Raw genomic sequence first — 25,012 nt, 5'->3', positions numbered from 1 at the left:
TCAATCCCGGTGATCTTTAACAATGACAATGAGAAGCTGAACTACCCCTGCCAACATCAGTGTCATCAATACGAACACCACAATGCTGTAGATGCGGCGAGGCTCGAGCGGGTACTCGGGCGAGGTCGGCGCCTGCACGACCGCGACGTTCTTCAGTTTGCGGGTGGCTTCAATACGGGCCTTTTCCAGTGCGCCCAGTGCGGTTTTGTAGAGATCGTGAGTGAACTCCGCCGTGGCTTGCAGACGCTCCTGTTCTTCCACCACACGATTGAGGCCGTTCTTTCCCTTTTGCGAAACCATGCGGCCGCGCTGTAGATCCATCTGGCGCTCGACCGCGGCAATCTGCGCATCCAGTTGCTGGATGGCGGGCGACTGCGGGGTGAACACATCCTTCAGCGCCGCCCGCCTTACCTTCAGCTCTGCCAGTTCGCTTTCGGCTTGGGCGACGACGTTGGACAGACTCTCTACATCGCCCCGCGGCGAGACCAGCCCGTTGGCATTCTGAAATGCGAGCATGTCCTGGCGCGCGGCCTTGGCGCGGTCTCCCTGCGCCTGTACCTGCTGTTCGATATAGCGAACTTGCTCGCCCGCGATGCGGTGAGTGGTTTCGTTCATGAAGCGCTCGCCCTCGGTCACGAGCATCGTAGCGATGCGCTTCGCCATCTCGGGCGTGTAGGCCTGCGCCTTGATGACAAGCACGCGCGAAAAGTCGTCGTACTCGACGCTAGTGCGCAGCAGATAGTGCTTGTAGAAACGCTCCAGTGATGCGTCGTTGAACCACAGGCGCGACAGCGGGTCGCGTCGGCTATCGCTATAGTGTTCGCGCAAACTCAGCCCGGCCTCTAGCTTCTGCAGCATATCAACTGAAAGCAGGTATTCGCGCAGCAGCAGCAGGTCCTGTGGGGCGGTATTGCCGATCAGTAAGGACGTGAAATCCGATGTATTGGCGCCGATGGTGTCGCTTCGCTCGATGACGACCTTTGCCTCGGACACATAGCGATCCGAGGCGATGCCCCCCCAATACAGCACTGCGAGTACACATGCGGCCGTAGCAAACTGCCACAGCCGGCTGCTCTTAAGAAATTGCTTCATGACTTGATGCTTTCCCGATATCGGGACAAGGCTTCATCGACGTTGTCGAACCAATGCGCTTGGCCGTCGTGAAGCCAGATGGCGGACTTGCAAAAGATGCGCAGCGTGGATTCGCTATGCGAAACCATGATCAGACCGGCATGGCCAATAAGGCTCTCGAAGGCCTTGCGCGATTTGCTCTTAAAGGCAGCATCGCCTACCGCTGTCAGTTCGTCGACGAGATAGGTGTCAAAACGGAATGCAAGCGACATCGCAAAGGCCAGCCGCGAACGCATACCGGACGAGTACGTCTTTACCGGAGCGTCAAAGGCACTGCCGATCTCGGAGAAGTCCTGAACGAATTCCAGCGTGTTGCCCAGGTCCGCCACTCCGCCATGGATGCGGCTGACGAACTTGGCATTCTGGCGTCCGCTCAGCGAGCCCTGCAGACCACCCGTAAGGCCGAGCGGCCACGACACGCGGCAATTGCGGATGATCCGCCCGCTGTTAGGCTGGTCGATCCCTCCGATCAGGCGCAGCAGCGTGGATTTCCCCGCGCCATTGGCGCCGATAAGGGCGACACGGGCGTGGGTATCAATCTTCGCGTTGACGCCGCGCAACACCCAGTGCGAACCGTGCTGGCCACGGTAGCGCTTATGGACATCATCGATAATGATCATTGGGCCACCAGCCTCTGCGCGTACCGCGCATGCAGCGCGAGCCCGAGAAACACCATGCCGAGTGCAAAGAAGCCGAGATAAAGCAAGCTGATATGGGCTTCGCCGTGATACCCAGCGAAATAGCCAGCCCGCATCGATTCGAGGCCGTGCACGATCGGATTCACTAGCACCACGGTTCTCAACCCGCGCGGCAGGCTTGCGACGGGATACATCACCGCCGACAAGAAATACAGCGGCGCAAATGCTAAGCGAATTAGTCTGCCCGCCTCGGGCAGCAGGGATCCAAACACCGAAAACACCAGGGCCATTCCCCCGCCCGACAACAATAGCAGTACCACCGACATGCCTACCTGTGCAGGGTCGTTAGGAGCAATGTCGATGTCGAAAGCCGCAAGCGCCGCAAGCAGAACGGCAAGCACTATTGCGTAGAGGAAGGCTTCCAGCGACACGCGCACTAGCACGGCATCCACAGGACGTACCTGGCGATATGCGAACAAGGCTTTGTTCGCGTTTACGGCGTCCATACCGCGCATTGCGATGTTGCGCACTAGGAAGAAGCCCCATACTCCCGCAAGCACAAAAATTTCAGCGTTGGCACCGCCGCCAACCACGCGGTGCCGAATCAGCCCGAATAGCAGCATGAGGAAGATCAGATGAACGGCCGGTTCAAGTAGGATCCACAGCCAGGCGGCGCGTCCTGTCGCGAGGCGGGCGCTGGCCTCGCGCAGGAACAGCGCCTTCCAGACGGAAACTGCGATGGAAACGTCCGACCGGACCGTGGCCCGGCTCATTGCTCGACGTCGCGTAGAGCCAGAACGTCGAGGACGTTGTCGTCGGAATTGTGCACACGGGCGGAGGCCACCCTAGCTTTGACCACGGCCGGCGAAGCTACTCCACCGAATACCTGACCCACGGCGCATGTCACCGCCGCCCCGCCGGCAAGTTGCGTAAGGACTAACCCAGGTGTGGCGACCACATCACTCACAACCCGACCCCAAACTGCTCCGCTCATTATCGAATTCTTCCCGTTTTTCTGACTTGACCGCTATTCTGCGGCTGCTTACTTTTTATAGGGCGCAATAGTAAGGGGCTGGCGGAGCAATTGCAACAGTTAGTAACAAGCAGCCAGAGATATCCCCCATAAGGGGGATGACAGCACTCGGGGGAGCTGTGGTAGGCCTTTCTTTGCACTTGCTTGCTGCCTCAGCGGCTTATTATGCACACCTCAGAACCCGCGCGGGACAAGGCTCTCAGCCGTACGCCGGCTCGCAACTATAATCAAAGAAAATAGAAACCACGACGAAATTTAATCCGCCTACAAATTCAGATTTTCTGGCGAATGAAGCGGAAATAATCAGTGAAACTTCTCACTGGTAATCGATGAAACAAAACACAGACTTCTAATTATATTTAATGTGTTTTTATTAATACATTATACATCACACTACACACCGGACTTTTACGCCACCCTGGAGTCTCAGTTTCCCCACGGCACAGCCTAGGGTTGTCCCTAGGCCATGCTCTCCTGCGGCCTCCACGACTTAATGTCGCAGGCCACGCCCAATCAAGAGATCAGAGGGTATCTTTTCCCTTATTTCCGCCGATACCAATAACAGCCATCGATACCGCGTTCCCTCACCACCTCCCCCCGCTCCAGCAAATAGTTCAAATGCGCGATGCTCTCCCCCGTCGCCATTCCCAGCAGACCGCCACTCCCTGTAATCGGTCGCGAGAACAGCTCGCCAAACACATCCACCGCCCGCCTGGGCTCCGCCAGCGCGCCACGCAGTCGGTCGAGCGCCTGCAACTGGCCGGCGCGCAGATAGTCGATGCGGGCATGCAGCCCACGGAAGGGCTCGTTGTGCGCGGGCAGCACCAGCACGTCGTCCGGCACAGTGGCGCGTACCTTGTCGAGCGAGGCTAGCCAGTCCTGCATCGGGTCAGCATCGGGCTCGGTCGGGAACACCGATACGTTGGAGGAAATGCGCGGCAGCACCTGGTCGCCGGAGACCAGCACCTTCAGCGCCGGGCAGTACAGGCAGGCATGCTCGGGGGAATGGCCGGTACCGACGATCACCTGCCAGTCGTGCGCGCCGATGCGCACGACGTCGCCATCGGTCAGCCGACGAATACTCTCCGGCAAGGCATGGACGTACTTGCCGAAGCCACCGAAGCGCGCACGGTACACCTCGATCGCCTCGTCGTCCCACCCTGCCTTGCGATAGAACTCGATCGCCTCGTCCGGCGCGGCGCGCCCCGTATCCGCCGCCAGCACGCGGCACATCAGATATTCCAGCCTTGTCATCCACAGCTGGCAGCCGAACTTGCGCGTGAGCCAGCCGGCCATGCCGACGTGGTCGGGGTGCATGTGGGTGACGAAGAGGCGCGTCAGCCCACCGGCGAGCGCGCCGGCGCTGCCGAACAGCGTGCGCCAGGCCTGCGCGGTCTCGGGGGTCTGCAGGCCGGAGTCGACCGCGGCCCAGCCGTGGCCGTCGCGGATGGCCCACAGGTTGATGTGGTTCAGGCCGAGCGGCATCGGCATGCGCAGCCACAGCACGCCGGGGGCGATCTCGTGGGCGCGGCCGGGTTCGGGCGCGTCGCCGCAGGGGTAGTCGAGCTCGGGTTTTTCGAGAGGGGCGGAGGCTGAGGTGGGGGCTTGGGCGCTCATCGTTATCTCGGCCGGTGTCGGCCGTGGTGTGCCGGATACGGTGCGACGATGCCCCGGCTCCGCGCGTTTTGGAACTGACACCTTAGCCGAGATGGGCGATTCTTGCTACGCGCGCCGTGCCCCCTGCGGCGCGCGGGATTCAGGGCGGCTTATTGCCCCAGCGGCGGCAGCACTTTGCCCGGATTGAGCAGGTTCAGCGGGTCGAGCGCCTGCTTGACCTGCCACATCAGCTCCAGCTCGACCCGGGACTTGTAGCGGGTCAGGTCGTCGCGCTTGATCACGCCGATGCCGTGCTCGGCCGAGATCGAGCCGTTCTCGGCGTGCGCCAGTCCGTCGACCAGCGTCGACACCGGCTCATAGCATTGGGCCAGGAATTCCTTGGCGGGCTGGTCCTTGGGCCGCAGTGGGTTGAAGTGGACATTGCCGTCGCCCATATGGCCGTAGATCACCATGCGCGCATCGGGCGCCAGTTCCAGCACCTTGGCGGAGGCCTCTTCGACGAAGGCGGCAATGCGCGACAGCGGCACCGAGACGTCGCACTTGATACTGCCGCCGGTGCGGGTCTGCGCGTCGGAGATCTCTTCGCGGATGCGCCAGAAGGTCTGTGCATCGGCGAGGCTCGCGGCCACGGCGGCGTCGCGCACCAGTCCCTGGCTGAAGCCGGATTCGAGGATTTCCATCAGCGTGGCGTTCAGGCTTTCGGCATCGGTGCCGGAGGTCAGCTCGATCAGCACCATCCACGGGTGGCTGTCCTGCAGCGGCGAGGCGACGTTGCCGAGGTATTCCAGCACCAGCTCGAGCGCTGGCTGCGAGATCAGTTCGAACGCGGTCACGGCCTGGCCGGAGAGGCGCTTGGCCTCGCCCAGCAGCGCCACCGCGGCGGCGGGGTCCTGCACTGCGACGAAGGCCACCGCGCTGCTGCGCGGCTGCGGCATCAGCTTCAGTACCGCACCGGTGATGATGCCCAGCGTCCCTTCCGCGCCGATAAACAAGTGCTTGAGGTCGTAACCGGTGTTGTCCTTGCGCAGTCCGCGCAGCGATGAATAGATGCGCCCGTCCGGCAGCACCGCCTCGATGCCGAGCACCAGGTCGCGCATATTGCCGTAGCGCAGCACGGCGGTGCCGCCGGCGTTGGTGGACAGGTTGCCGCCGATCTGGCACGAGCCTTCAGAGCCAATGCGCAGCGGGAACAGGCGCTGCTCGGCCTCCGCGGCGCCGCGCGCTGCGCTCAGCGTGACGCCGGCCTGCACGGTCAGGGTGTCGTTGATGGTGTCGATGCCCAGCACGCGGTTCATGCGGCTCAGGTTGACGACCACGGCGGTGCCGCTGTCGTCGGGCACCGCACCGCCCATCAGCGAGGTATTGCCGCCCTGCGGCACCACCGGCACGCGATGCGCATGGCACCACTGCAGCACCTGGCTGACCTGCTCGGTCGATGACGGCAGCACCACCACCTGCGCCTTGCCGCGATAGATGCCGCGGTAGTCGGTGACATAGGCCTGGGTGTCGGCGTCGCCGCTGCGGCAGGCGTTCTCGCCGACGATGGCCTGCATCGCGCGCAAGGTGGTGTCGGGGGTCTGGGTTTCAGCGGACATGTGTGGGCCTTGAATGGGATGCGGGTCAGTACGCGGCGGACGGCTTGTCCGCGGCGCTGTCCGAGGGCTGCTCGCGGAACGACGCGGCGAGCTTGCGCGCGGCGTTGGCGTACATCAGCACGTCGACACCGGTGGCCACGAAGGTGCAGCCGAGCTCCAGGTAGCGGCGCGCCAGCGCCGGGTCGGAGGTCAGCGTGCCGGCGGCCTTGCCGCTGGCGATGATGGTACGCATCGCGCCTTCGATCGCCGCCTGCACTTCCGGGTGGCCCGGGCGGCCGCGGTGGCCCATCGAGGCGGCCAGGTCGGCCGGGCCGATGAAGACGCCATCGATGCCATCGACCGCGCAGATTTCTTCGAGGTTCTGCAGTGCCTTCACGGTTTCCGCCTGCACCAGCAGGCAGACTTCATCGTCGGCCACGTCGAGGTAGTCGGTGCGCGAGCTCCACAGCGAAGCACGCGCCACCGCGCTGCCCACGCCGCGGATACCCTGCGGCGGGTAGCGCGTGGCGCTGACCAGCGTGCGGGCCTGTTCCGCGGTATCGACCATCGGCACCAGCAAAGTTTTGGCGCCGATATCCAGCAGCTGCTTGATCAGCGGCACCTCGCCGGACACGGCCCGCACCACGGGCTGGGACGGGTACGAGCCTAGCACTTGCAGGGCATGCAGTGTCGTTTGCAGGTCATTGGGGGCGTGTTCGCCGTCGATCAGCAACCAGTCGAAACCGGCAGTGGCCGAGACTTCCGCCAGGTACGGCGTGGCCATTGACAGCCACAGGCCGATCTGTGGCTGGCGTGCGGCCAGTGCGGCCTTGAAGGGATTGTTTGCGGGCATGGTGGTTCCTGTTCGGTTTGCTGTCTCGCCCGGCGCGTCAGCCAAGCTGGCCCTGGCAAAGGTACTTGGTATGCATGTAGTCGTCCAGCCCGTGGCGCGAGCCCTCGCGCCCGTAGCCGGATTCCTTGACGCCGCCGAACGGTGCCGCCTCGGCCGCAATCGCGCCCTCGTTGATGCCGACCATGCCGGTTTCCAGTGCCTGCGCCACGCGCCAGATGCGGCGGATGTCGTTGGAGTAGAAATACGCGGCGAGGCCGAACGGGGTGTCGTTGGCGTCACGGATCACGTCGGTTTCGTCGCGGAAGCGGAAGATCGGCGCGACTGGGCCAAAGGTTTCCTCGCACGACAGCTCCATCGCCGGCGTGGCGTCGATCAGCACCGTCGGCGCGTAGTAGTGCGGACCGTCGGCGGTGCGCACGCGCTTGCCGCCGGTGACCACGCGCGCGCCCCTGGCGACAGCGTCTTCGACATGGCGCGCGATCTTGTCGACGGCGCGGGCGTTGATCATCGGGCCAATCTGCGCGCCCTCTTCCGTCGCCGGGCCAACATGGAGCGCGCCCACGCGCTGCGCCAGGCGCTCGACGAAGGCGTCGTGCACGGCGTCATGCACATAGACGCGGTTCGGGCAGACGCAGGTCTGGCCGCCGTTGCGGAACTTGGAGGCCATCAGGCCGTCGACCGCGGCATCGAGGTCGGCGTCTTCGAAGACGATGAACGGCGCGTTGCCGCCCAGTTCCAGTGAAAGCTTCTTCAGCGTGGCCGCCGATTCGCGCGCCAGGTGCTTGCCCACCGGCGTGGAGCCGGTGAAGGTGATCTTGCGCACGCGGCTGTCGGCGAGCCAGGCATCGACCACGTCTGGCGTGTGCTCGCGCGACGCGGTGACCATATTGAGCACGCCTGCCGGGATGCCGGCCTGTTGCGCCAGCCACGCCAGCGCCAGGGCCGTCAGCGGGGTATCTTCCGCGGGCTTGGCCACCACCGTGCAACCCGCGGCCAGCGCGGGGGCGATCTTGCGGGCGATCATCGCCAGCGGGAAATTCCACGGCGTGATGGCTGCCACCACGCCGACCGGCTCCTTCAGGACCAGCAGTTTGCGGCCCGGCACTGCTTCCGCGACGATATCGCCGCAGATGCGGGTGGCCTCTTCGGCGAACCATTCAACGTACGAGGCGCCATACTGCACCTCGCCACGTGCTTCGTGGATCGGCTTGCCCTGCTCGGTCGAAATGATGCGGGCCAGGTCGTCCTGGTGTGCAAGGATCAGCGCATGCCAGCGCTTGATCAGCTGCGCGCGCTCGCGTGCGGGGCGGCGGCTCCATGCCGGAAACGCCGCCGCAGCAGCATCGACCGCGAGACGCGCATCGCCCGCGTCGCTGTCGGCCACGCTGGCAAAGGTCTCGCCGGTGGCGGGGTCGGTCACCGGCAGGCGGCGGCCAAGGCCGGCATCGCGCCATTGGTGGTCAATAAGGTTCTGGCTGCGCAGCAGCGCAGCATCGGCAAGAGACAGGGCCATCGGTGTAAGCAGAAAGGAGGTGAGGTGCGGCAACTAGCTGACGATGCCCATGTGCCAGGGCACGAACTCATTGTCGCCAAGGCCGAGGGCTTCGCTCTTGGTGGGCTCGCCGGAGGCCGCGCGCAGGATGTATTCAAAGATCCGTTGGCCCATCTGCGGTACGGTCAGCTCGCCGTCGAGCACCAGCCCGCAGTTGATGTCCATGTCCTCTTGCAGCCGATTGAACATCGCGGAGTTGGAAGCAAGCTTGATCGTCGGCGCCGGCTTGGAGCCGAACATCGAGCCACGGCCGGTGGTAAAGCAGATCAGGTTGGCGCCGCTGGCGATCTGGCCGGTCACCGCCACCGGGTCGTAGCCGGGTGAGTCCATGAAGACAAAGCCCGCCTGGTCGATCGGCTCGGCATACTCGTACACCGCCTGCAGCGGCGTGGTGCCACCCTTCATCGCGGAGCCCAGCGACTTCTCGAAGATATTGGCGAGGCCGCCTTGCTGGTTGCCATGGCCGACCACGCCGTTGAACTGCGCGTTGTGGCCGGCGGTATAGCGCTCCCACCAGGCCAGCCGGTCCAGCAGCTTCTGGCCGACCTCGGGCGTCACCGCGCGGCGCGTCAGCATGAACTCGACACCGTGGATCTCCGGCGTCTCCGACAGGATCGCCGTGCCGCCGTGGCGCACCAGCAGATCCATCGCCGCGCCCAACGCGGGATTGGCGCTGATGCCGGAAAAACCGTCCGAGCCGCCGCATTCCAGGCCGATCTTCAGGTGGCTGGCCGGCACCGGCTGGCGCACCGCCGCGTTGGCGAGCGGCAGCATCGATTCGATCGCCTGGATGCCGGCCGCGATGGTGGCACGCGTGCCACCGGTGTCCTGCATCACCAGCGTATGTACCGCGGGCCCGGGCTCCAGCCCTTGCGATTCGACCAATGAAGCGACCTGGTTGCGCTCGCAGCCCAGCCCGACGATCAGCACGCCGGCCAGGTTGGGATGGCGCGCATAGCCGGCCAGCGTGCGGCGCAGCACATCGAAGTGCTCGCTCGGCGACGACATGCCGCAGCCGCTGGTCTGCGCGAACGCGACCACGCCGTCGACGTTGGGATAGGCCGCCAGCCGCTCCGGCGTGAAATGCGCGGCGATCTGCCGGATCACGGTGGACGAGCAATTGACCGACGACAGGATGCCGATGAAGTTGCGCGTGCCCACGCGCCCGTCGGGACGCACAAAGCCGTTGAAGGTGGCGCGCTGCGCCTCGGGCACGTAGTCGACCGGACGCACGTCCTGGCAGAACGCCGGGTCGCGGTAGAAGTCGACCAGCGTCAGGTTGTGCGAATGTACGTGCTCGCCCGGCGCGATATCGCGCGCGGCCACGCCGATCACGGTGTCGAACTTGCGCACCGGCGTGCCGGCAGTGATCGCGCAGGCGGCAATCTTGTGCCCGGCCGGGACCTGCGCGCGCACACGCACGGCAGGATCGGCGAGTTGCTGGCCCAGGGACAGGTCGTTGCGCGCGACCAGCACGTTGTCGTTGGCGTGCAGGCGGATGACGGGATTGGGATTCACTTGGGGTTCGCTAGTTGTACGCCTGCGGCCAGGCTTGGAATTCGCCTGTGGCCAGGCTCGGGGTCGCCTGCGGCAAGGCGCGGAGTTCGCCTCCGGCTCAGCTTTGCTGCAGCAGTTCCTTGAGCTTGAGGCGCTTGATCAGCTGCGTTTCCTGGTCATAGACGCTGGCCACGTACTTCTTGTAGTCGGGACCGTCCAGGTACATCACCGGCGCATCGAGACGCGCGGCCACCTGCTTGAACTCGTTGCTCGCCACCGCGGCGCGGAAGGCGTCGCGCAGCTTCTTCTCCACCGCGGGCGGCAGGCCCTTGGGCGCGCCAATGCCGTTGGGCGCTTCCACCACCACGTTGTAGCCAAGCTCCTTGAGCGTCGGCGTGTCCTTGAAGCGCGACGCGCGCTGCTCGCCCCAGGTCGCCAGCAGACGCAGCTTGCCGGCTTCCACGTGCGGCGCCCACGAGCTGGAATCGGCCAGCAGTTCCACCTGTCCGGCCAGCACGTCCTGCAGCGCGGCCGCGCCGCCCTTGTAGGCGATCGCGTTGAACTGCACGCCTGCGGCCAGCGCGAACTGTTCCATGCCGACATGGGTGGCGCCGCCGATGCCGGCGTGCGCATACGTCACCTTGCCAGGATCGGCCTTGGCTGCGGCCACCACGTCCTGCAGCGTCTTGTAGCGCGAGTTGGTGGGCACCGCGATGCCGAAGGTCTGGCCCGAGGTGCGCGCCAGGTAGGTCAGCTCGGTACGCGGATCCAGCTGCAGCATGCCGAGCTGCGCGAAACGCGTCACCGAAATCGGGATCTGGCCGATGGTGTAGCCGTCCGGCGTGGCGCGCGCCAGCGCCTTGGTGCCGATCATGCCGGAGGCACCGGCGCGGTTCTCCACCACGATCGACTGCTTGAGGATGCCGCCTGCCACCTGGCACAGCGCGCGCATCGACTGGTCGGCGGTACCGCCGACCGGCCACGGGCAGATAAACGTGATGGGGCGCTCGGGATACTCGCCCGCCAGCGCACGGCCAGCCGGCAGCAGTACACCGGCGGCGCCGGCAGCAACGCCCGCGGCAGCGCCGATGAGCAGGTTGCGGCGCTTCAGATCGATGGGGAGTCCTTGAGTCATTTGCGGGTGTCTCCGATGTTTTGATTATGGGCGAGGCTGGCGCAGCCAGCTTCTTCATGCCCGAATTCTGGCTCGAACGAACATAACAATCCAATTAATAACTGGCATTGCTTCATAAGCCTATAGTTATGTAGACTCCAGGCATGGTCCAGATCGATCGCGCGCTGCGCTCCAATATCAAGCTGCGCCACCTGCAATTGCTGGTGGCGCTGGATGAGTTCCGCCATCTCGGCCGCACCGCGGAGTTCCTGTCGGTCAGCCAGCCGGCGGTGTCCAAGGTGCTTACTGAGGTCGAGAAGGCACTGGGGCTGACGCTGTTCACGCGCTCAACGCGCGGCACCGAGCCCACGCCCGCGGGGGAATCGCTGGTGCGCTTTGCGCGTTCGGTGCTGGCGCAGTACGAGCAGACCCGCGACGAGATTGCCGCGGCGGAGAGCGGCGCGTCGGGCCGCATCCGCGTGGGATCCATGGGTGCGGCGCTGCCGGTGCTGCTGGCTCGGGCCGTGGGAATGCTGAAGGACCGCCATGCGCGCGCCACCGTGCTGGTCGAGGAAGGCGATCTCACCCACCTGCTGCCCAAGCTGCGGCTGCGCGAGTTGGACCTGATCGTCGGCCGGCTCGAGCCCGGCTATGCGGCGCCCGACCTGCTGACAGAAGCGCTCTACGACGAACCGATGGTGGTTGTTGTCAAGCGCGGCCACAAGCTCGCGCGCAAGGCGCGCCCCGGCTGGGCCGACCTGGCGGAAATGCCTTGTGTCATGCCGCCGCCGTGGGCCTCGCTGCGCGTGAAGATCGAACAGGCGTTCTACCGCTACGGCTTGCATCCGCCGCAGGACGTGATCGAGTCGTCGTCCTACCTCGCGCTGTCCACCTTCGTCAGCCAGCGCAATGCCGCGGGCTTCATGGCGGCATCGGTGGCACGGGCGCTACAGGCCGAAGGCCGGCTGCATGTGCTGGCGATGGAGGTGCCGGTGGAACTGCCGCCAGTGGGCATCATCACCCTGCGGGAGCGTGCGCCGTCGCTCAGTGCGGATCAGTTGGTGGCGTGCTTGCGCGAGGCTGCAGTGGAGGTCAAGAACGCATAGCGCGCGGCCTCGCACGCGACGTCTTCATCGCTGCGGATTGAAAAAAGGCGCTGGACTAGTTCGCACCGCGCGCCAGCAGCACCGGCACCGACGTCGCCAGCAGCGCCACCCCGGACGCCGTCAGCAGCGACAGCACCACCTTGCGAAAAACGACCTCGCTGATACCGAGATAGAGCCGCGCGCCCAGCAGCGACGGCACCAGCATCGCGGGCGCCACCACCAGGAACATCGGCAGCATCTCGCGCGTGACGATGCCCTTGCCGACATAGGTGGCCATCGTCACTGCCAGCGTGGCGAGGTTGAAGTTCTGGATCACCGCGCGCTGCTCGTCCTTGTCGAAACCGCGCAGCGTGCACCACAGCGTGGGGATCACGCCGGTGAAGCCGCCGATGCCGCCCATCACGCCGCCGGCCGCACCGGCCACGCCATCGGCCACACGGCCGCCCACGCCGATATGTGGCAGCCGGCGCGCCATCAGCATCACCGGGCACCACAGCGTCAGGAAGCCGCCGAGCACGGCCTTGAACCACTGCGCGTCGAGCATCGGCAGGATCGCCACGCCCAGCGGGATCCCGCAGACGCCGCCGGCCACGAACGGCCACAGCCGCCGCCACGACAGCCCGCGCCGCACCGACGCCGCCGCCAGCAACTGGCCCGTGAGCGCGCCGAACACCGTCATCGCCGACGCCAGCCGGGGCTCGATCGCCCAGGCCCAGAACGACATCGCCACCATGCCGAAGGCAAAGCCCGACAGGCCCTGGACAAAGCCGGCCACGGCGGCGCCGGCGATCACGATCAGCAAGGTGGAATCCATATGGGCAGCGAGGACGGCAAAGCGCGTGACTATGCACTTCATTACTCACCGTGTCAGCCGACGGTGCTGCTGCAGCGCGCAAAACTGATACGGTGTTTTTCCATTGAGGTGATGCTGTTCCGCGAACGCGCGCTTGGTTAGCATTGCATCGGCAAGCAGGACTGACGGTGTGCATAAGCGGCGAATGCGACCGCATGCGGCGAAATGTCGCCCGCCCGCCGCGTGCTGCCATGCTGCACTTTGCGCGGCGCGCGGCGTACACTACGCTTTACCGCACGCGCCTACGGCCCGCGCCCCGGCGCGCCCTGCCGACTGGCCCGGCCTGCCTCATCGGCAGCGCCGCGCCGTCCAAGGCGTGCGTCAGGCCAGCGCCACGGAGAACACGACATGTTTGGTTTGACCGCGCTCGACCTCGCCCGCATCCAGTTTGGCTTCACCATCTCTTTCCACATTGTCTTTCCCGCGATCACCATCGGCCTGGCCGCCTACCTGGCGGTGCTCGAGGGCTGCTGGCTGAAAACGCAGCGGACGCATTACCGCGACCTCTATCACTTCTGGTCCAAGATCTTCGCCGTCAACTTCGGCATGGGAGTGGTGTCCGGGCTGGTGATGGCCTACCAGTTCGGCACCAACTGGAGCTTCTTCTCCGAGTTCGCGGGCAGTATCACCGGCCCCTTGCTGACCTATGAAGTGCTGACGGCGTTCTTCCTGGAAGCTGGCTTCCTGGGCGTGATGCTGTTCGGCTGGAACCGGGTCGGGCCGGGGCTGCATTTCTTTGCCACGGTGATGGTCGCGCTCGGCACGCTGATCTCGGCCACGTGGATCCTGGCGTCCAACAGCTGGATGCAGACGCCCGCAGGCTTCGAGATCATCGACGGCCGCGTGGTGCCGACCAACTGGTTCGAAGTCATCTTCAACCCCTCGTTCCCCTATCGCCTGCTGCATATGAGCGTGGCGGCGTTCCTGGCCACGGCGCTGTTCGTAGGTGCCTCCGCCGCATGGCACCTGCTGCGCGGCCGCGACAACCCCGCCATCCGCAAGATGCTGTCGATGGCGATGTGGATGCTGCTGATCGTCGCGCCGATCCAGGCCGTGATCGGCGACCTGCATGGCCTGAACACGCTCAAGCACCAGCCCGCCAAGATCGCCGCGCTGGAAGGCCACTGGGAGAACAAGGGCCATGAAGGCCTGCCGCTCCTGCTGTTCGGCTGGCCCGACATGGCGCGCGAGGAGACGCGCTTCGCGGTGGAAGTGCCGCGCCTGGGCAGCCTGATCCTGACCCATACCTGGGACGGGCAGATCAAGGGGCTGAAGGAGTTCGCGCCCGAGGACCGGCCCAATTCCACCATCCTGTTCTGGTCCTTCCGCGTGATGGTCGGGCTGGGGCTGCTGATGATCCTGCTGGGCATATGGAGCCTGCTATTGCGGCGCAAGGACAGGATGTTCCGTGCGCGCGGCTTCCTGCATATGGCGCTGTGGATGGGACCGACCGGCGTGATCGCGATCCTCGCTGGTTGGTATACGACCGAGATCGGGCGCCAGCCGTGGGTCGTCTACGGCCTGCAGCGCACCGCCGATGCGGTGTCGCCGCACGGCGTGCCCGAGCTGGCGGTGACGCTGGCGATCTTCGTGGTGGCGTATTTCTTCGTGTTCGGCGTGGGCATCGCCTACATGATGCGGCTGGTGCGCAAGGGGCCGGCGATCGAGGAACTCAAGCCGGAAGGCGGGCCCGGGCGCGGGCATACGCCGGCCCGGCCGCTGTCCGCCGTGGACGACGACGAAGTGCTCGCCCCCACCCCCGTTGCACGCAGCCGGAGCTGACACCATGGGCATCGATCTCTCCCTTCTCTGGATCGTCATCATCTTCTTTGGCGTGATGATGTACGTGGTGATGGACGGCTTCGACCTGGGCATCGGCATGCTCTACCCGTTCGTGCCGGACCGGCATGACCGCGACGTGATGATGAACACGGTCGCGCCGGTCTGGGACGGCAACGAGACCTGGCTGGTGCTGGGCGGCGCCGGGCTGCTGGCGGCATTCCCGCTGGCGTACTCGGTGGTGCTGAGCGCGCTCTACCTGCCGCTGATGCTGATGCTGCTGGGGCTGATCTTCCGCGGCGTGGCGTTCGAGTTCCGCTTCAAGGCCAACGATCGCGAGCGCCCGGTGTGGGATGCGGCCTTTATCCTGGGCTCGGCCACGGCGACCTTCTTCCAGGGCGTGGCGCTGGGCGCCTATATCGATGGCATCAAGATGGAGGGCCACCGTTTTGCCGGCGGGCCGCTGGACTGGCTCACGCCCTTCCCGCTGTTCTGCGGGCTGGGGCTGGTGGTGGCCTACACCGTGCTGGGCAGCACCTGGCTGATCATGAAGACCGAGGGCGAGCTGCAGCAGCGCATGATCAAGCTGACCGGCACGCTCGCCTGGCTGCTGCTGGCGGTGATCGCGGTGATCAGCCTGTGGACGCCGCTGACGCACCCGGAGATCGCCGAGCGCTGGTTCAGGCTGCCCAACCTGTTCTGGTTCTCGCCGGTGCCGATCCTGGTGGCGCTGTGCATGTTCATGCTGATGCGCGCGCTGCGCCGCGAGCCCAACATCTCGCCGTTCATGTATGCGCTGGGGCTGGTGTTCCTCGGCTACAGCGGGCTGGCGATCAGCGTCTGGCCCAATATCATCCCGCCGAATATCTCCTTCTGGGACGCCGCCGCGCCGCCGCAGAGCCAGGGCTTTGCGCTGGTGGGGGCGCTGTTCATCATCCCGTTCATCCTGATGTACACGGTATGGGCCTACTACGTGTTCCGCGGCAAGGTCCGCCACGGCGAGGGCTACCACTGATGGGCGCGCAACGTCCCGGCGCATCGACCTGGCTGCGCCGTGTCGGCTGGCTGGTGCTGATCTGGGCGGCCAGCGTCGCGGCGCTCGGCGTGGCCGCGTGGGTGCTGCGGATGATCATGCAGGGCGTCGGCTTCCGTAGCTGACGTTTCACACCTCCCTGATTTTCTCCTTCTGCCGCGCGGCGCATACGCCCCGCGCGGCCTTGTCACGCCTGCCTTGTCTGCAATGCCTCCAAGAATCTGAATAGCTCCATCAGCATTCTTTGCCTCTCTGTCACCACGGTGACAACCCAGGTTCTTACTCTGCGGGCGCCACGCTACCGATCCCTGCAGGAGATGAACCATGAACTTCCGACCTTCCACCCTGGCCCGGCCCCACTGGTTGGCTGCCCTGCTGCTGTGCACGGCGCTGAGCGCTTGCGGCGGCGACTCCGACGACAGCGCCACCACCGGCTCGCCCAATGCAGCGCCGGCCACGCCGGGCGCTCCCGGCACCGGCGGCAACCCCGGACAGGGGAACGGCAGTGACCGGCCCGGAGAGACGCCTGCGGTGAAGCCGCAGATGCGCTGCGCGCCCTGAAGCCGGGCCCGGCCTGTCGTCCCTTCCAGAACAACTACCCGGCACAGAATCCATGAACCCGCAAAGCAGACGCAATTTCCTCAAACTCGCCGGTGGCAGCGCCGCCGCCACCGCCGCGCTGGCCGCCTTTCCGCCTGCCATCCGCCGTGCGCTGGCGATCCCGGCCAATAACGCCACCGGCACCATCCACGATGTCGAGCACGTGGTCATCCTGATGCAGGAGAACCGCTCGTTCGACAACTACTTCGGCACGCTGCGCGGCGTGCGCGGCTTTGGCGACCGCTTCCCGATCCCGCTGGCGGACGGCCTGAACGTCTTGCATCAGACCTATGTGAACGGCGGCACCAGCCGCACCGTGCTGCCGTACCACCTCGACAGCAGCGCCGGCAACGCGCAGCGCGTCAGCGGCACGCCGCACTCCTACCCCGATGCGCAGAACGCGTGGGACCTGGGCCGCATGAACAAGTGGCCGACCTACAAGCAGACCCAGTCGATGGGCTACTACACCGAGGCCGAACTTGACTTCCAGGTGGCGCTGGCCAATGCCTTCACCTTGTGCGACGCCTACCACTGCAGCTTCCACGGCGGCACCAACCCCAACCGCCTGTTCCACTGGACCGGCACCAACGACCCGGGCGGCGCCAACGGCGGCCCGGTGATCGACAACAGCGGCGATTCGTTCACGGGTTCGGCCCCGCCTTATACCTGGAAGACCTACCCGGAGCGGCTGGACACGGCCGGCGTGAGCTGGAAGGTCTACCAGAACATGCCGGACAACTTCACCGACAACCCGCTCGCGGGTTTCAGGCAATACCGCGACGCCAACGCCGCGCGCGGCAACCAGGCCAACGGCAGCCCCTACCCGCCGTACACCAGCGCCGACGACACCATCAGTCCGCTGCTCAAGGGCGTGGCCAACACCATGCCGGACGGCGGCTTCCTGCAGGCGCTGCGCGACGACATAGCCGCCGGCAAGCTGCCGCAGGTGTCGTGGATCGTGGCGCCGGCCACGTACTCGGAGCACCCCGGGCCGTCCAGCCCGGTGCAGGGCGCGTGGTACACGCAGGAGGTACTCAATGCGCTGACGGCCAACCCCGCGGTCTGGAGCAAGACCGTGCTGCTGATCAACTTCGACGAGAACGACGGCTACTTCGACCATCTGCCGCCGCCGTGCGCACCGGCCTGGGACGGCGACACGCTGGCCGGCGCCACCACGCTCGCCCCGGAAGACGTCGCGCCCGAGTACCACGTCGACAAGCATCCCTACGGGCCGGGCCCGCGCGTGCCGATGTACGTGGTGTCGCCGTGGAGCCGCGGCGGCTGGGTCAACTCGCAGGTGTTCGACCACACCTCGGTGCTGCGCTTCCTGGAAGCCCGCTTCGGCGTGGCCGAGCCCAATATCAGCGGCTTCCGCCGCGCGGTGGCGGGCGACCTGACCTCGGCCTTCAACTTCGTCAGCCCGAACGCCAACCCGCTGCCCTCGCTGCCGAATCGCGACAAGGCCAGCGCCGACGCGATCCGTACCGCGCAGGGCGTGCTGCCGCAGGTACCGCTGCCCGCGGCGGGCAGCCAGCAGATGCCGCAACAGGACACCGGCACGCGCCCGTCGCGCGCCCTGCCCTACGAGCTGCATGTCAGCGCCCGGGAAGACGCCCGCGACAGCCGCGGGCTGTGGCTGCTGTTCGCCAATACCGGCACGGCCGCTGCCGTGTTCCACGTCTACGACCGCCTGCACCTGGACCGCGTGCCGCGCCGCTACCTGGTCGAGCCGGGCAAGGAGCTGCATGGCAGTTGGGACGTCTTTGCCGCCGACAGCGGCAAGTACGACCTGTGGGTACTTGGCCCTAATGGCTTCCACCGCGCCTTTCGCGGCGACGTGGCCGCGGTCACGCCAGCCGATGCCAGCATGCCGGAGATCCGCGTCTGCTACGACATCGCCAACGCGGCCGTGTACCTGACGATGATCAATACCGGCAGCGCGCCCTGCACCTTCACCGTGCGGCCCAATGCCTACCGCAGTGACGGCCCGTGGACCTTCGAGATCCCGGCCGGCAAGCAGCTCGACCAGCACTGGCCAGTGGGCCGGCAGGGCAACTGGTACGACTTCACCGTCAGCGCCACGCAGGGCGGCTTTACGCGGCGCTTTGCCGGGCGCATCGAGACCGGCAAGGACAGCGTGTCCGACCCGGCGATGGGAGTGATCGGCTGACCCGCGCGCGCCTGGCGCGAAGCAGTGCGCCCGCCCCGGCCCTCGCGGCCGGGGCGGGCGTAGCCGTTTTGTCATATTGTCCCGCTAGACTGCGCGGTCGTCCGGACCTGTCCGGTCCACTTCCTCCACAACCGTGCGGATGACCATGCTTGGCGACCTGCTGATGACCTTTTTTGAAGTGGCGCGCCAGGGCAGCATCACCATGGCTGCCAGGCAGCTGCGCGTCAGCCAGCCTACGGTGACCGGCCGCATCCGCCAGCTCGAAGAGACCTACGGCGTGGAACTGTTCCACCGCCGCGCCAGCCGCGTCGACCTGAGCGACGTGGGCGTGGCGATGATGCCGGTGGTCGAGCAGCTGATGCAGCAGGAAGGCAATGCCGACTACCTGCTGCGCAACGCCGGCAACCTGCGCTTTGGCAACCTGCGCGTCGGCGCCACGGGACCCTATTACATCCTGCGCGCGGTGGCGGCGTTCCGGCGGCGCTACCCGGCGATCGAGGTGAGCCTGGACATCGGCAACTCGCAGCAGATGCTGGAGGCGCTGTTCGAGTACCGCATCGACGCGGCGGTGTCGTCGCACCCGGTCGATGACGAGCGCCTCGCGCGCATCCGGCTGGCGTCGGACCCGATGGTGCTGGTGGTCCATCCGGACCATGCGCTGGCGCGGCTCGCGCAGGTCGAGCTGCCGCAGCTGCGCGGCTGCCACCTGCTGGTGCGCGAGCATGGCTCGATGACGCGCAAGGCTACCGAGGATGCGCTGGCCGCCTGCGGGCAGGAGCTGCCGCCGCACACCGTGATCGGCAGCCGCGAGGCGATCTACGAGGCGATCCGGCTGGGCCTGGGCGCCAGCGTGGTACCGCTGGGCGAAGTGCCGCGCGACCCGCGGCTGCGGGTGGTGGCATTCGCCCACGGTGCGCCGGTACTCCATGAATATCTCTATTGCCTGAAGAGCCGGCGCGACACTCGCCTCGTCGGCGCATTCCTGGAATGCGTGGCGCTGACCGAGCCGGCCACCGAGGCGCAGGCTGCCTGAAGATCCGCGCATGCGCAAAGCGCCGATGCCGCTACGGGAAATCTTGCTGCGTTCATTACTGCGTGGTCACCGCGCCGCGCCAGCCTTGCCGGCTTCGGCTGGCGCGGACGCCGCATTGCCACTAACCTGAACTGCATGATCGCGCGCGCCGCCGGCTTTCCTGAGTATGACCAGCTGCTGTCCTTGCTGGACGCCGGCAGCCACGTGCTGGATACCCGCGTGATCTGCGAAACCACGGTCCAGGGCCATCGCTTCGCCGTGCATGTGGCCACGCTCGGCAGCCGCGATCCGGCGGCGCCCGCGATCGGCATCTTCGGCGGCATCCACGGTCTGGAACGGATCGGCACGCAGCTGGTGCTGGACTACCTGCGCTCGCTGCTGTGCCGGCTGGCGTGGGACGAACTGCTGCACCGCGAGCTGCAGGCGGTGCGGCTGGTGTTCATGCCGATCGTCAACCCGGGCGGCATGTGGGCCGGCACCCGCGCCAACCCCAACGGGGTGGACCTGATGCGCAACGGGCCGCAGGACGCCGATGCGCGCGTGCCCTTCCTCGCCGGCGGACAGCGTATCGGCGCCTGGCTGCCGTGGTACCGCGGCCCGGCCGGCGCGCCGATGGAAGTGGAAAGCCGCGCACTGCTGCGCGTGGTGCAGGAAGAACTGCTGCCGCGCCCGCTCAGCTTTGCGGTCGACTGCCACTCCGGCTACGGCTGGCGCGACAGCATCTGGTTCCCGTACGCGCGCACGCGCCGGCCGATGGCGCACCTGGCCGAGATGTACCTGCTCAAGACGCTGTTCGAGCAGGCCCATCCGCACCACGGCTATACCTTCGAGCCACAAAGCCACCAGTACCTGCTGCATGGCGACCTGTGGGACCATGCCTACGACCTGGCGCAGCCGGGCAACCTGTTCCTGCCGATGACGCTGGAACTGGGCTCGTGGCTGTGGATCAAGAAGAACCCGCGCCAGTTGTTCTCACGCGAAGGCATCTTCAACCCGATCAAGGCGCACCGCACCGCGCGCGTGCTGCGCCGGCACGTCAGCCTGTTCGACTTCCTGGGCCGGATCGCGTTTGCGCCCGAACGGTGGCGGCCGCGCGGCGCGCAGCGCGAGCTGCTGCTGCAGCAGGCGCGCGCGCACTGGCAGAAGGAGCCGCAGCAATGAACGCGATGGGCCGATCCATGGGTCGATGGGTATTTCTGAGGGGACTGACGCGCGAATCGCGCCACTGGGGGACGTTGCCGACGCAATGGGAAGCGGCCGGGCTTGGGCGTCCGCTGCTGCCGGACCTGCCGGGCAACGGCGCGCTGTCGGCGCAGCCGGCGCCCTGGGGTGTGCGGGAAATGGTTGGCGCGGTGCGGCGCCAGTTGCCGGATGCCGGTGCACACGGGCCCTACCGCGTGCTGGCGATGTCGCTCGGCGCGATGGTCGCGACCGAGTGGGCGGGCATGCATCCGGAGGAAGTCGGCGCGCTGGTGCTGATCAATACCAGCATGCGGCCGTTCTGCACGCCGGCGCAGCGGCTGCGCCCGCGCAACTGGGGCAAGCTGCTGCGCGTGGTGCAGCGCTGGCACGACCGCGAACTCTGCGAGTGCACCATCCACGCCATCACCTGCGCGCGTGCCGATACGCTGGCGGGCGATATCGATGCGTGGAAGGCCATCGCCGCCGATGCGCCGGTCAGCCGGCAGTCGGCGCTGGCGCAGTTGCTGGCTGCGGCACGCTATCGCGCGCCCGCAAGCGCGCCTCGCTGCAAGGTACTGCTGGTTGCGTCCGCGGCCGATCGCCTGGTCGATCCGGTGTGTTCCACACGCATCGCGCAGGCCTGGGGCGCACCGCTGCTGACACACCACTGGGCCGGCCACGACCTGCCCCACGACGATCCGCAGTGGCTGTGCGACGCGGCGGCCCGGGTGATGCTAGGCGTCGGCTAACGCCGGTTCGACCGGCATGGTGCTGGTCAACAGCGAAGCGGCGGCATCGAGCCGATCCGCCGAGCCGAACAGCCGCGCACTGATCAGGCCGGTCTGCAACGCGCCATACACCGCTTGTGCGAGCTGCTGCGGCGGTTCCAGGTACGGCGTCTCGCGCTGTGCCGCGGCGCGCTCAAACAAGTGTGCCAGCCATTGCTCGTTGAAGCGGACGTAGTCCTGCATCACTGCGCGTACCGCCTCGGGCAGCGCCAGCACGTCCGCCGACAGCATGGCGACCAGGCAGGCCTGGTCGGTGCCTGCGCCCGCACGCAACGGCACCAGGTATTGCCGCGCCTGTTCCGCTGGGGGCAGGCTGGTGTCGATGGCGCGCAGGCGCGCCTGCATGCGCGTGCTGTACTCGCGCACTGCTTCCAGCACCAGGTCGTCCTTGGACGGGAAGTAATAGTGGATGCTGGAGGTCTTCACCCCGACCAGCTCGGCCAGGTCGCGGTAGCTGAAGCCGTTGAAACCCCGACGGCGGATCAGCACCTGCGCGTGTTCGACCAGTTGGTCGCGTACGGATCGGGATTTCATGGGGCCAGTTCCTCGTCTTGCCGCCGGTGGTTCAGGCCGGCAGCGTTTGTGCGATCAGCGTGATGAGGGACCCGCTCACAAGGCAAAGCCCTACCCATCCGCCCAGGATCAGCGCAGTGTCAAGCCAACGCATGATCAACTCCTTTGAGTCGGGCCGCATGCTGGCGGCCCGGCAGATTCAGGTGGCCGGCACCAGGCCGGCCGACTCTCACGCGATGGCGCCGTCCGTGTACGGGTCGATGCTGCGGCCCGGTTCCGACGACACGTTGCTGCGGTCCAGGCCGGCGACCGTGCGGGCGCCGTCGGTGAACGGGTCAGCCTTGCCCACGCGTGCGCCGTCCGTGTACGGGTCGATGCTACGGCCGGGTTGCGACGACACGTTGCTGCGATCCAGGCCGGCGACCGTGCGGGCGCCGTCCGTGTACGGATCAATGCTGCGGCCCGGTTCCGACGACACGCCGCTGCGATCCAGGCCTGCTACCGTGCGAGCGCCGTCGGTGTACGGGTCTGCCTTGCCGACGCGTGCGCCATCCGTGTAGGGGTCAATGCTGCGGCCCGGTTGCGACGACACGCCGCTGCGGTCCAGACCTGCGACCGTGCGAGCGCCGTCGGTGTACGGATCGGGCTTGCCGACGCGTGCGCCTTCGGTGAACGGGTCGAAGTTGCCGGTACGGGCGCCTTCGGTGAACGGGTCGAAGTTGCCGGTGCGGGCACCGTCGGTGAAGGCATCGGCCTTGCCGACGCGGAATTCATAGCCGTACTTGTCGCCGGTGAAGGTGCTGTCCTTCACGCCCGCGGCATTCGCCACGCCACCAGCAAAGGCGGCAGCAAGGGTCGCGGCGGTAATCAGGGTCTTGGCGAACTTGGCATTCATGATGGGCTCCTGGGGGCGATGTTCTGGATCGTGTCAGTCGGTATCAGTGGCTGTGGCTGTCGTTTTTTCATTCCGCATCTACTGGTAGATAGATAACCGATCCTGAAAAAATGACCGCCTCCGGTCATGCAATGGGATCGTCGCCGTGCCGCGCTTTGTTGCTGGTTTGGGGCGCTGCGTCGCTTCCATGGCCTGAATACTATCTACTACTAGGTAGATAGTCAAGGAAAAAGTTTTCTATCGCGTTGATAGGTATCGCAGCATCCCGCCTATGTCTTTGTTTTTATAACGTTAACTGACGGATCAAGAGTCCGTGGCCGCGCGCCTGATGGCGCCTAATAAAAAAGCCGCCATGCAGCATAAGCCACATGGCAGCTTTGAGCGCGCCACTGATATGCGCGAAAAACTCAGCCGGAGACGGCCGCCATCAAAGTATCGGCCGCGGCCTCGACCCGATCGGAAGTACCGAACAGCCGCGCCGCGATCAGCCCGCTCTGCAGCGAGCCGAACACCACTTGCGCCAGGCGCGGCGGCGGCACCGGGAACGGTGCGCTGCGCTGCGGTTGCGCGCGTTCCAGCAACCCGGCCAGCCACTGCTCGTTGAGCAGGTAGAAACCCTGCAGCATCTTGTGCACGGTTTCGGGCAGGCACAGCGTCTCGGTGGACAGCATGCCGCACAGGCAGATCTGGTCCGAGCCGCAGCTGGCGCGGAACGGCGCCAAGTAGATCGCCGCCTGTTCGGTGACCGGCAAGGTGGTGTCGATGGCGCGGATGCGCTCGGTCATGCGCGCGCTGTACTCCTTCACCGCCTCCAGGACCAGGTCGTCCTTGCTCGGGAAGTAGTAGTGGATGCTTGACGTCTTGACCCCGACCAGTTCCGCCAGGTCGCGGTAGCTGAAGCCGTTGAAGCCACGGCGTCGGATCAGGACCAGCGTGTGCTCGAGCAGTTGCTCGCGTACGGATTGCGTTTTCATGAAAGCAGTGTATCTACGCGAAGATAGGCGCTCAAGTTGAAATGCCCCTAGGCTCGGGTAATTCCCTAGCTATCGGGGCATGTACTTTAGCCAGGCAGGACCTGCGCGGCGAAGGTGATCATCGAGCCACTCGTCACGCAAAGCACAAGCCATCCGCCAAGAAGCAGGATGCTGTCACGCAAACTCATGATGGACTCCATCGGGCAGCGCTCACCGGGAGCGCCACCGTAAAGGGTTGGGCCGCCGGCCTCAGGGCCGGAAGCGATCAGGCCAGGGCACCGTCGGTGTACGGGTCGAAGCTGCGGGCCGGTTGCGACGACACGCCGCTGCGGTCCAGGCCAGCCACGGTGCGGGCGCCGTCGGTGTACGGATCAGCCTTGCCAACACGCGCACCGTCGGTGTACGGGTCGAAGCTGCGGCCCGGTTGCGACGACACGCCGCTGCGGTCCAATCCAGCCACGGTGCGGAAGCCGTCGGTGTAGGGATCGGTCTTGCCCACGCGTGCGCCGTCGGTGTACGGGTCAATGCTGCGGCCCGGTTGCGACGACACGCCGCTGCGATCCAGGCCTGCAACGGTACGTAAGCCGTCGGTGTACGGGTCGAACTTGCCGACGCGCGCGCCTTCCGTGAACGGATCGAACTTGCCGGCGCGGGCGCCTTCGGTGAAGGGGTCGAAGTTGCCGGTACGGGCACCGTCGGTGAAGGCATCGGTCTTGCCGACGCGGAACTGGTAACCGTACTTGTCACCGCTGAAGGTGCTGTCCTGCACGCCCGCGGCCTGCGCGACGCCGCCGGCAAACGCGGCGGCAAGGGTGGCGGCGGTGATCAGGGTCTTGGCGAACTTGGCATTCATGGTGGGCTCCTGGATGGCGATGTTTCGGGATCGCGTCAATTCGGTATCAGTGGCTTCCGGCAGGTCGCTTTTCAGGCTCGCATCTACTAGTAGATAGATAGTCGGCGCTAAAAAAAAGACCGCCTGCGGTAATGCAATGGGATCGCCACTTATCCGCCCGTTTCTGCTTGTTGCCGGCGGTGCAGCGGTTCCATGGACTGAATGCTATCTACTACTAGGTAGAG

General features: G+C 66.1%; 23 protein-coding genes. 9 read left to right on the top strand and 14 right to left on the bottom strand.

Annotated elements, in window-relative coordinates:
• From ABNX08_RS25125 to ABNX08_RS25085, 9 genes are all read right to left on the bottom strand, one after another.
• Positions 1-1,092: a hypothetical protein gene (locus ABNX08_RS25125; RefSeq protein WP_022538409.1), complete on the bottom strand. Its 1,092-nt coding sequence runs from the start codon at positions 1,090-1,092 to the stop codon at positions 1-3.
• Entirely contained in the window at positions 1,089-1,751 is a 663-nt protein-coding gene (locus ABNX08_RS25120) for an ABC transporter ATP-binding protein (protein WP_022538408.1), read from the bottom strand. The genes ABNX08_RS25125 and ABNX08_RS25120 overlap by 4 nt, the downstream gene beginning before the upstream one ends.
• A complete protein-coding gene (locus ABNX08_RS25115; protein WP_022538407.1) occupies positions 1,748-2,542 on the bottom strand; it encodes an ABC transporter permease in 795 nt (264 codons plus the stop codon). The genes ABNX08_RS25120 and ABNX08_RS25115 overlap by 4 nt, the downstream gene beginning before the upstream one ends.
• Before the next feature lie 800 nt (positions 2,543-3,342).
• Positions 3,343-4,419: an MBL fold metallo-hydrolase gene (locus ABNX08_RS25110; protein WP_022538406.1), complete on the bottom strand. Its 1,077-nt coding sequence runs from the start codon at positions 4,417-4,419 to the stop codon at positions 3,343-3,345.
• 149 nt (positions 4,420-4,568) lie between these two features.
• Entirely contained in the window at positions 4,569-6,014 is a 1,446-nt protein-coding gene (locus ABNX08_RS25105; protein ID WP_022538405.1) for an FAD-binding oxidoreductase, read from the bottom strand.
• Positions 6,015-6,039: 25 nt separating this feature from the next.
• Positions 6,040-6,846, bottom strand: coding sequence for a 4-hydroxy-2-oxoheptanedioate aldolase (hpaI, locus tag ABNX08_RS25100; protein WP_022538404.1), 807 nt, complete (start codon positions 6,844-6,846; stop codon positions 6,040-6,042).
• Positions 6,847-6,883: 37 nt separating this feature from the next.
• The gene (locus ABNX08_RS25095; protein WP_041682042.1) at positions 6,884-8,359 is read right to left on the bottom strand and encodes an NAD-dependent succinate-semialdehyde dehydrogenase; all 1,476 of its coding nucleotides are present in this window, start codon (positions 8,357-8,359) and stop codon (positions 6,884-6,886) included.
• Between the two features lie 33 nt (positions 8,360-8,392).
• Positions 8,393-9,916: a UxaA family hydrolase gene (locus ABNX08_RS25090; RefSeq protein ID WP_022538402.1), complete on the bottom strand. Its 1,524-nt coding sequence runs from the start codon at positions 9,914-9,916 to the stop codon at positions 8,393-8,395.
• Between the two features lie 97 nt (positions 9,917-10,013).
• Positions 10,014-11,030 (bottom strand): tripartite tricarboxylate transporter substrate binding protein, encoded by a 1,017-nt coding sequence (locus tag ABNX08_RS25085; RefSeq protein ID WP_022538401.1) that lies wholly within the window; start codon positions 11,028-11,030, stop codon positions 10,014-10,016.
• Positions 11,031-11,173: 143 nt separating this feature from the next.
• Here ABNX08_RS25085 and ABNX08_RS25080 point away from each other — a divergent pair, with 143 nt between their 5' ends.
• Positions 11,174-12,115, top strand: coding sequence for a LysR substrate-binding domain-containing protein (locus ABNX08_RS25080; RefSeq protein ID WP_022538400.1), 942 nt, complete (start codon positions 11,174-11,176; stop codon positions 12,113-12,115).
• Between the two features lie 55 nt (positions 12,116-12,170).
• On the opposite strand, the gene ABNX08_RS25075 is transcribed toward ABNX08_RS25080, so the two are convergent.
• A complete protein-coding gene (locus ABNX08_RS25075; protein WP_022538399.1) occupies positions 12,171-12,929 on the bottom strand; it encodes a sulfite exporter TauE/SafE family protein in 759 nt (252 codons plus the stop codon).
• Between the two features lie 387 nt (positions 12,930-13,316).
• Here ABNX08_RS25075 and ABNX08_RS25070 point away from each other — a divergent pair, with 387 nt between their 5' ends.
• From ABNX08_RS25070 to ABNX08_RS25035, 8 genes are all read left to right on the top strand, one after another.
• Complete coding sequence (locus ABNX08_RS25070; protein ID WP_022538398.1) at positions 13,317-14,750, top strand: cytochrome ubiquinol oxidase subunit I; 1,434 nt, start codon at positions 13,317-13,319, stop codon at positions 14,748-14,750.
• Positions 14,751-14,754: 4 nt separating this feature from the next.
• Complete coding sequence (cydB, locus tag ABNX08_RS25065) at positions 14,755-15,762, top strand: cytochrome d ubiquinol oxidase subunit II (RefSeq protein WP_022538397.1); 1,008 nt, start codon at positions 14,755-14,757, stop codon at positions 15,760-15,762.
• Entirely contained in the window at positions 15,762-15,905 is a 144-nt protein-coding gene (locus tag ABNX08_RS25060; RefSeq protein ID WP_022538396.1) for a DUF2474 domain-containing protein, read from the top strand. Before cydB ends, ABNX08_RS25060 begins: the two co-directional genes overlap by 1 nt.
• 199 nt (positions 15,906-16,104) lie before the next feature.
• Entirely contained in the window at positions 16,105-16,341 is a 237-nt protein-coding gene (locus ABNX08_RS25055) for a hypothetical protein (protein WP_022538395.1), read from the top strand.
• Positions 16,342-16,393: 52 nt separating this feature from the next.
• A complete protein-coding gene (locus tag ABNX08_RS25050; protein ID WP_022538394.1) occupies positions 16,394-18,550 on the top strand; it encodes a phosphocholine-specific phospholipase C in 2,157 nt (718 codons plus the stop codon).
• Between the two features lie 145 nt (positions 18,551-18,695).
• Positions 18,696-19,583 (top strand): LysR substrate-binding domain-containing protein, encoded by an 888-nt coding sequence (locus ABNX08_RS25045; RefSeq protein ID WP_041682041.1) that lies wholly within the window; start codon positions 18,696-18,698, stop codon positions 19,581-19,583.
• A gap of 135 nt (positions 19,584-19,718) precedes the next feature.
• Positions 19,719-20,744 carry a M14 family zinc carboxypeptidase gene (locus tag ABNX08_RS25040; RefSeq protein WP_022538392.1) on the top strand — a complete coding sequence of 342 codons (1,026 nt, stop codon included), beginning with the start codon at positions 19,719-19,721 and terminating at the stop codon, positions 20,742-20,744.
• Between the two features lie 17 nt (positions 20,745-20,761).
• Entirely contained in the window at positions 20,762-21,514 is a 753-nt protein-coding gene (locus ABNX08_RS25035; RefSeq protein ID WP_041682040.1) for an alpha/beta fold hydrolase, read from the top strand.
• Here ABNX08_RS25035 and ABNX08_RS25030 read toward each other — a convergent pair.
• The 4 genes from ABNX08_RS25030 to ABNX08_RS25015 all read right to left on the bottom strand — a co-directional run bounded on the left by ABNX08_RS25030 (position 21,500) and on the right by ABNX08_RS25015 (position 24,788).
• Positions 21,500-22,087: a TetR/AcrR family transcriptional regulator gene (locus ABNX08_RS25030; RefSeq protein ID WP_022538390.1), complete on the bottom strand. Its 588-nt coding sequence runs from the start codon at positions 22,085-22,087 to the stop codon at positions 21,500-21,502. The two genes, ABNX08_RS25035 and ABNX08_RS25030, sit on opposite strands and share 15 nt — an antisense overlap.
• 208 nt (positions 22,088-22,295) lie before the next feature.
• A complete protein-coding gene (locus tag ABNX08_RS25025; protein WP_022538388.1) occupies positions 22,296-22,961 on the bottom strand; it encodes a hypothetical protein in 666 nt (221 codons plus the stop codon).
• 407 nt (positions 22,962-23,368) lie between these two features.
• Positions 23,369-23,935, bottom strand: coding sequence for a TetR/AcrR family transcriptional regulator (locus ABNX08_RS25020; RefSeq protein ID WP_022538387.1), 567 nt, complete (start codon positions 23,933-23,935; stop codon positions 23,369-23,371).
• A gap of 265 nt (positions 23,936-24,200) precedes the next feature.
• Positions 24,201-24,788: a hypothetical protein gene (locus ABNX08_RS25015; RefSeq protein WP_022538386.1), complete on the bottom strand. Its 588-nt coding sequence runs from the start codon at positions 24,786-24,788 to the stop codon at positions 24,201-24,203.
• Positions 24,789-25,012: the final 224 nt, after the last annotated feature.

Origin of the sequence: Cupriavidus sp. DF5525, assembly GCF_040149425.2 — a bacterium.
GTDB classification, from domain to species: domain Bacteria; phylum Pseudomonadota; class Gammaproteobacteria; order Burkholderiales; family Burkholderiaceae; genus Cupriavidus; species Cupriavidus pickettii_A.
Note: the sequence above shows the minus strand (reverse complement) of the source record. Positions and strands in the feature narration are given on the sequence as shown.

Excerpts from the sequence above, each read along its gene's own strand:
- ABNX08_RS25115 (WP_022538407.1), bottom strand. The coding sequence starts at position 2,542 with ATGAGCCGGGCCACGGTCCGGTCGGACGTTTCCATCGCAGTTTCCGTC.
- ABNX08_RS25110 (WP_022538406.1), bottom strand. The coding sequence starts at position 4,419 with ATGAGCGCCCAAGCCCCCACCTCAGCCTCCGCCCCTCTCGAAAAACCC.
- ABNX08_RS25055 (WP_022538395.1), top strand. The coding sequence starts at position 16,105 with ATGAACTTCCGACCTTCCACCCTGGCCCGGCCCCACTGGTTGGCTGCC.
- ABNX08_RS25070 (WP_022538398.1), top strand. The coding sequence starts at position 13,317 with ATGTTTGGTTTGACCGCGCTCGACCTCGCCCGCATCCAGTTTGGCTTC.
- ABNX08_RS25075 (WP_022538399.1), bottom strand. The coding sequence starts at position 12,929 with ATGGATTCCACCTTGCTGATCGTGATCGCCGGCGCCGCCGTGGCCGGC.
- ABNX08_RS25015 (WP_022538386.1), bottom strand. The coding sequence starts at position 24,788 with ATGAATGCCAAGTTCGCCAAGACCCTGATCACCGCCGCCACCCTTGCC.
- ABNX08_RS25020 (WP_022538387.1), bottom strand. The coding sequence starts at position 23,935 with ATGAAAACGCAATCCGTACGCGAGCAACTGCTCGAGCACACGCTGGTC.
- cydB (WP_022538397.1), top strand. The coding sequence starts at position 14,755 with ATGGGCATCGATCTCTCCCTTCTCTGGATCGTCATCATCTTCTTTGGC.
- ABNX08_RS25060 (WP_022538396.1), top strand. The coding sequence starts at position 15,762 with ATGGGCGCGCAACGTCCCGGCGCATCGACCTGGCTGCGCCGTGTCGGC.
- ABNX08_RS25040 (WP_022538392.1), top strand. The coding sequence starts at position 19,719 with ATGATCGCGCGCGCCGCCGGCTTTCCTGAGTATGACCAGCTGCTGTCC.
- ABNX08_RS25025 (WP_022538388.1), bottom strand. The coding sequence starts at position 22,961 with ATGAATGCCAAGTTCGCCAAGACCCTGATTACCGCCGCGACCCTTGCT.
- ABNX08_RS25080 (WP_022538400.1), top strand. The coding sequence starts at position 11,174 with ATGGTCCAGATCGATCGCGCGCTGCGCTCCAATATCAAGCTGCGCCAC.
- ABNX08_RS25095 (WP_041682042.1), bottom strand. The coding sequence starts at position 8,359 with ATGGCCCTGTCTCTTGCCGATGCTGCGCTGCTGCGCAGCCAGAACCTT.
- ABNX08_RS25105 (WP_022538405.1), bottom strand. The coding sequence starts at position 6,014 with ATGTCCGCTGAAACCCAGACCCCCGACACCACCTTGCGCGCGATGCAG.
- hpaI (WP_022538404.1), bottom strand. The coding sequence starts at position 6,846 with ATGCCCGCAAACAATCCCTTCAAGGCCGCACTGGCCGCACGCCAGCCA.
- ABNX08_RS25120 (WP_022538408.1), bottom strand. The coding sequence starts at position 1,751 with ATGATCATTATCGATGATGTCCATAAGCGCTACCGTGGCCAGCACGGT.
- ABNX08_RS25030 (WP_022538390.1), bottom strand. The coding sequence starts at position 22,087 with ATGAAATCCCGATCCGTACGCGACCAACTGGTCGAACACGCGCAGGTG.
- ABNX08_RS25050 (WP_022538394.1), top strand. The coding sequence starts at position 16,394 with ATGAACCCGCAAAGCAGACGCAATTTCCTCAAACTCGCCGGTGGCAGC.
- ABNX08_RS25085 (WP_022538401.1), bottom strand. The coding sequence starts at position 11,030 with ATGACTCAAGGACTCCCCATCGATCTGAAGCGCCGCAACCTGCTCATC.
- ABNX08_RS25035 (WP_041682040.1), top strand. The coding sequence starts at position 20,762 with ATGGGTCGATGGGTATTTCTGAGGGGACTGACGCGCGAATCGCGCCAC.
- ABNX08_RS25045 (WP_041682041.1), top strand. The coding sequence starts at position 18,696 with ATGCTTGGCGACCTGCTGATGACCTTTTTTGAAGTGGCGCGCCAGGGC.
- ABNX08_RS25125 (WP_022538409.1), bottom strand. The coding sequence starts at position 1,092 with ATGAAGCAATTTCTTAAGAGCAGCCGGCTGTGGCAGTTTGCTACGGCC.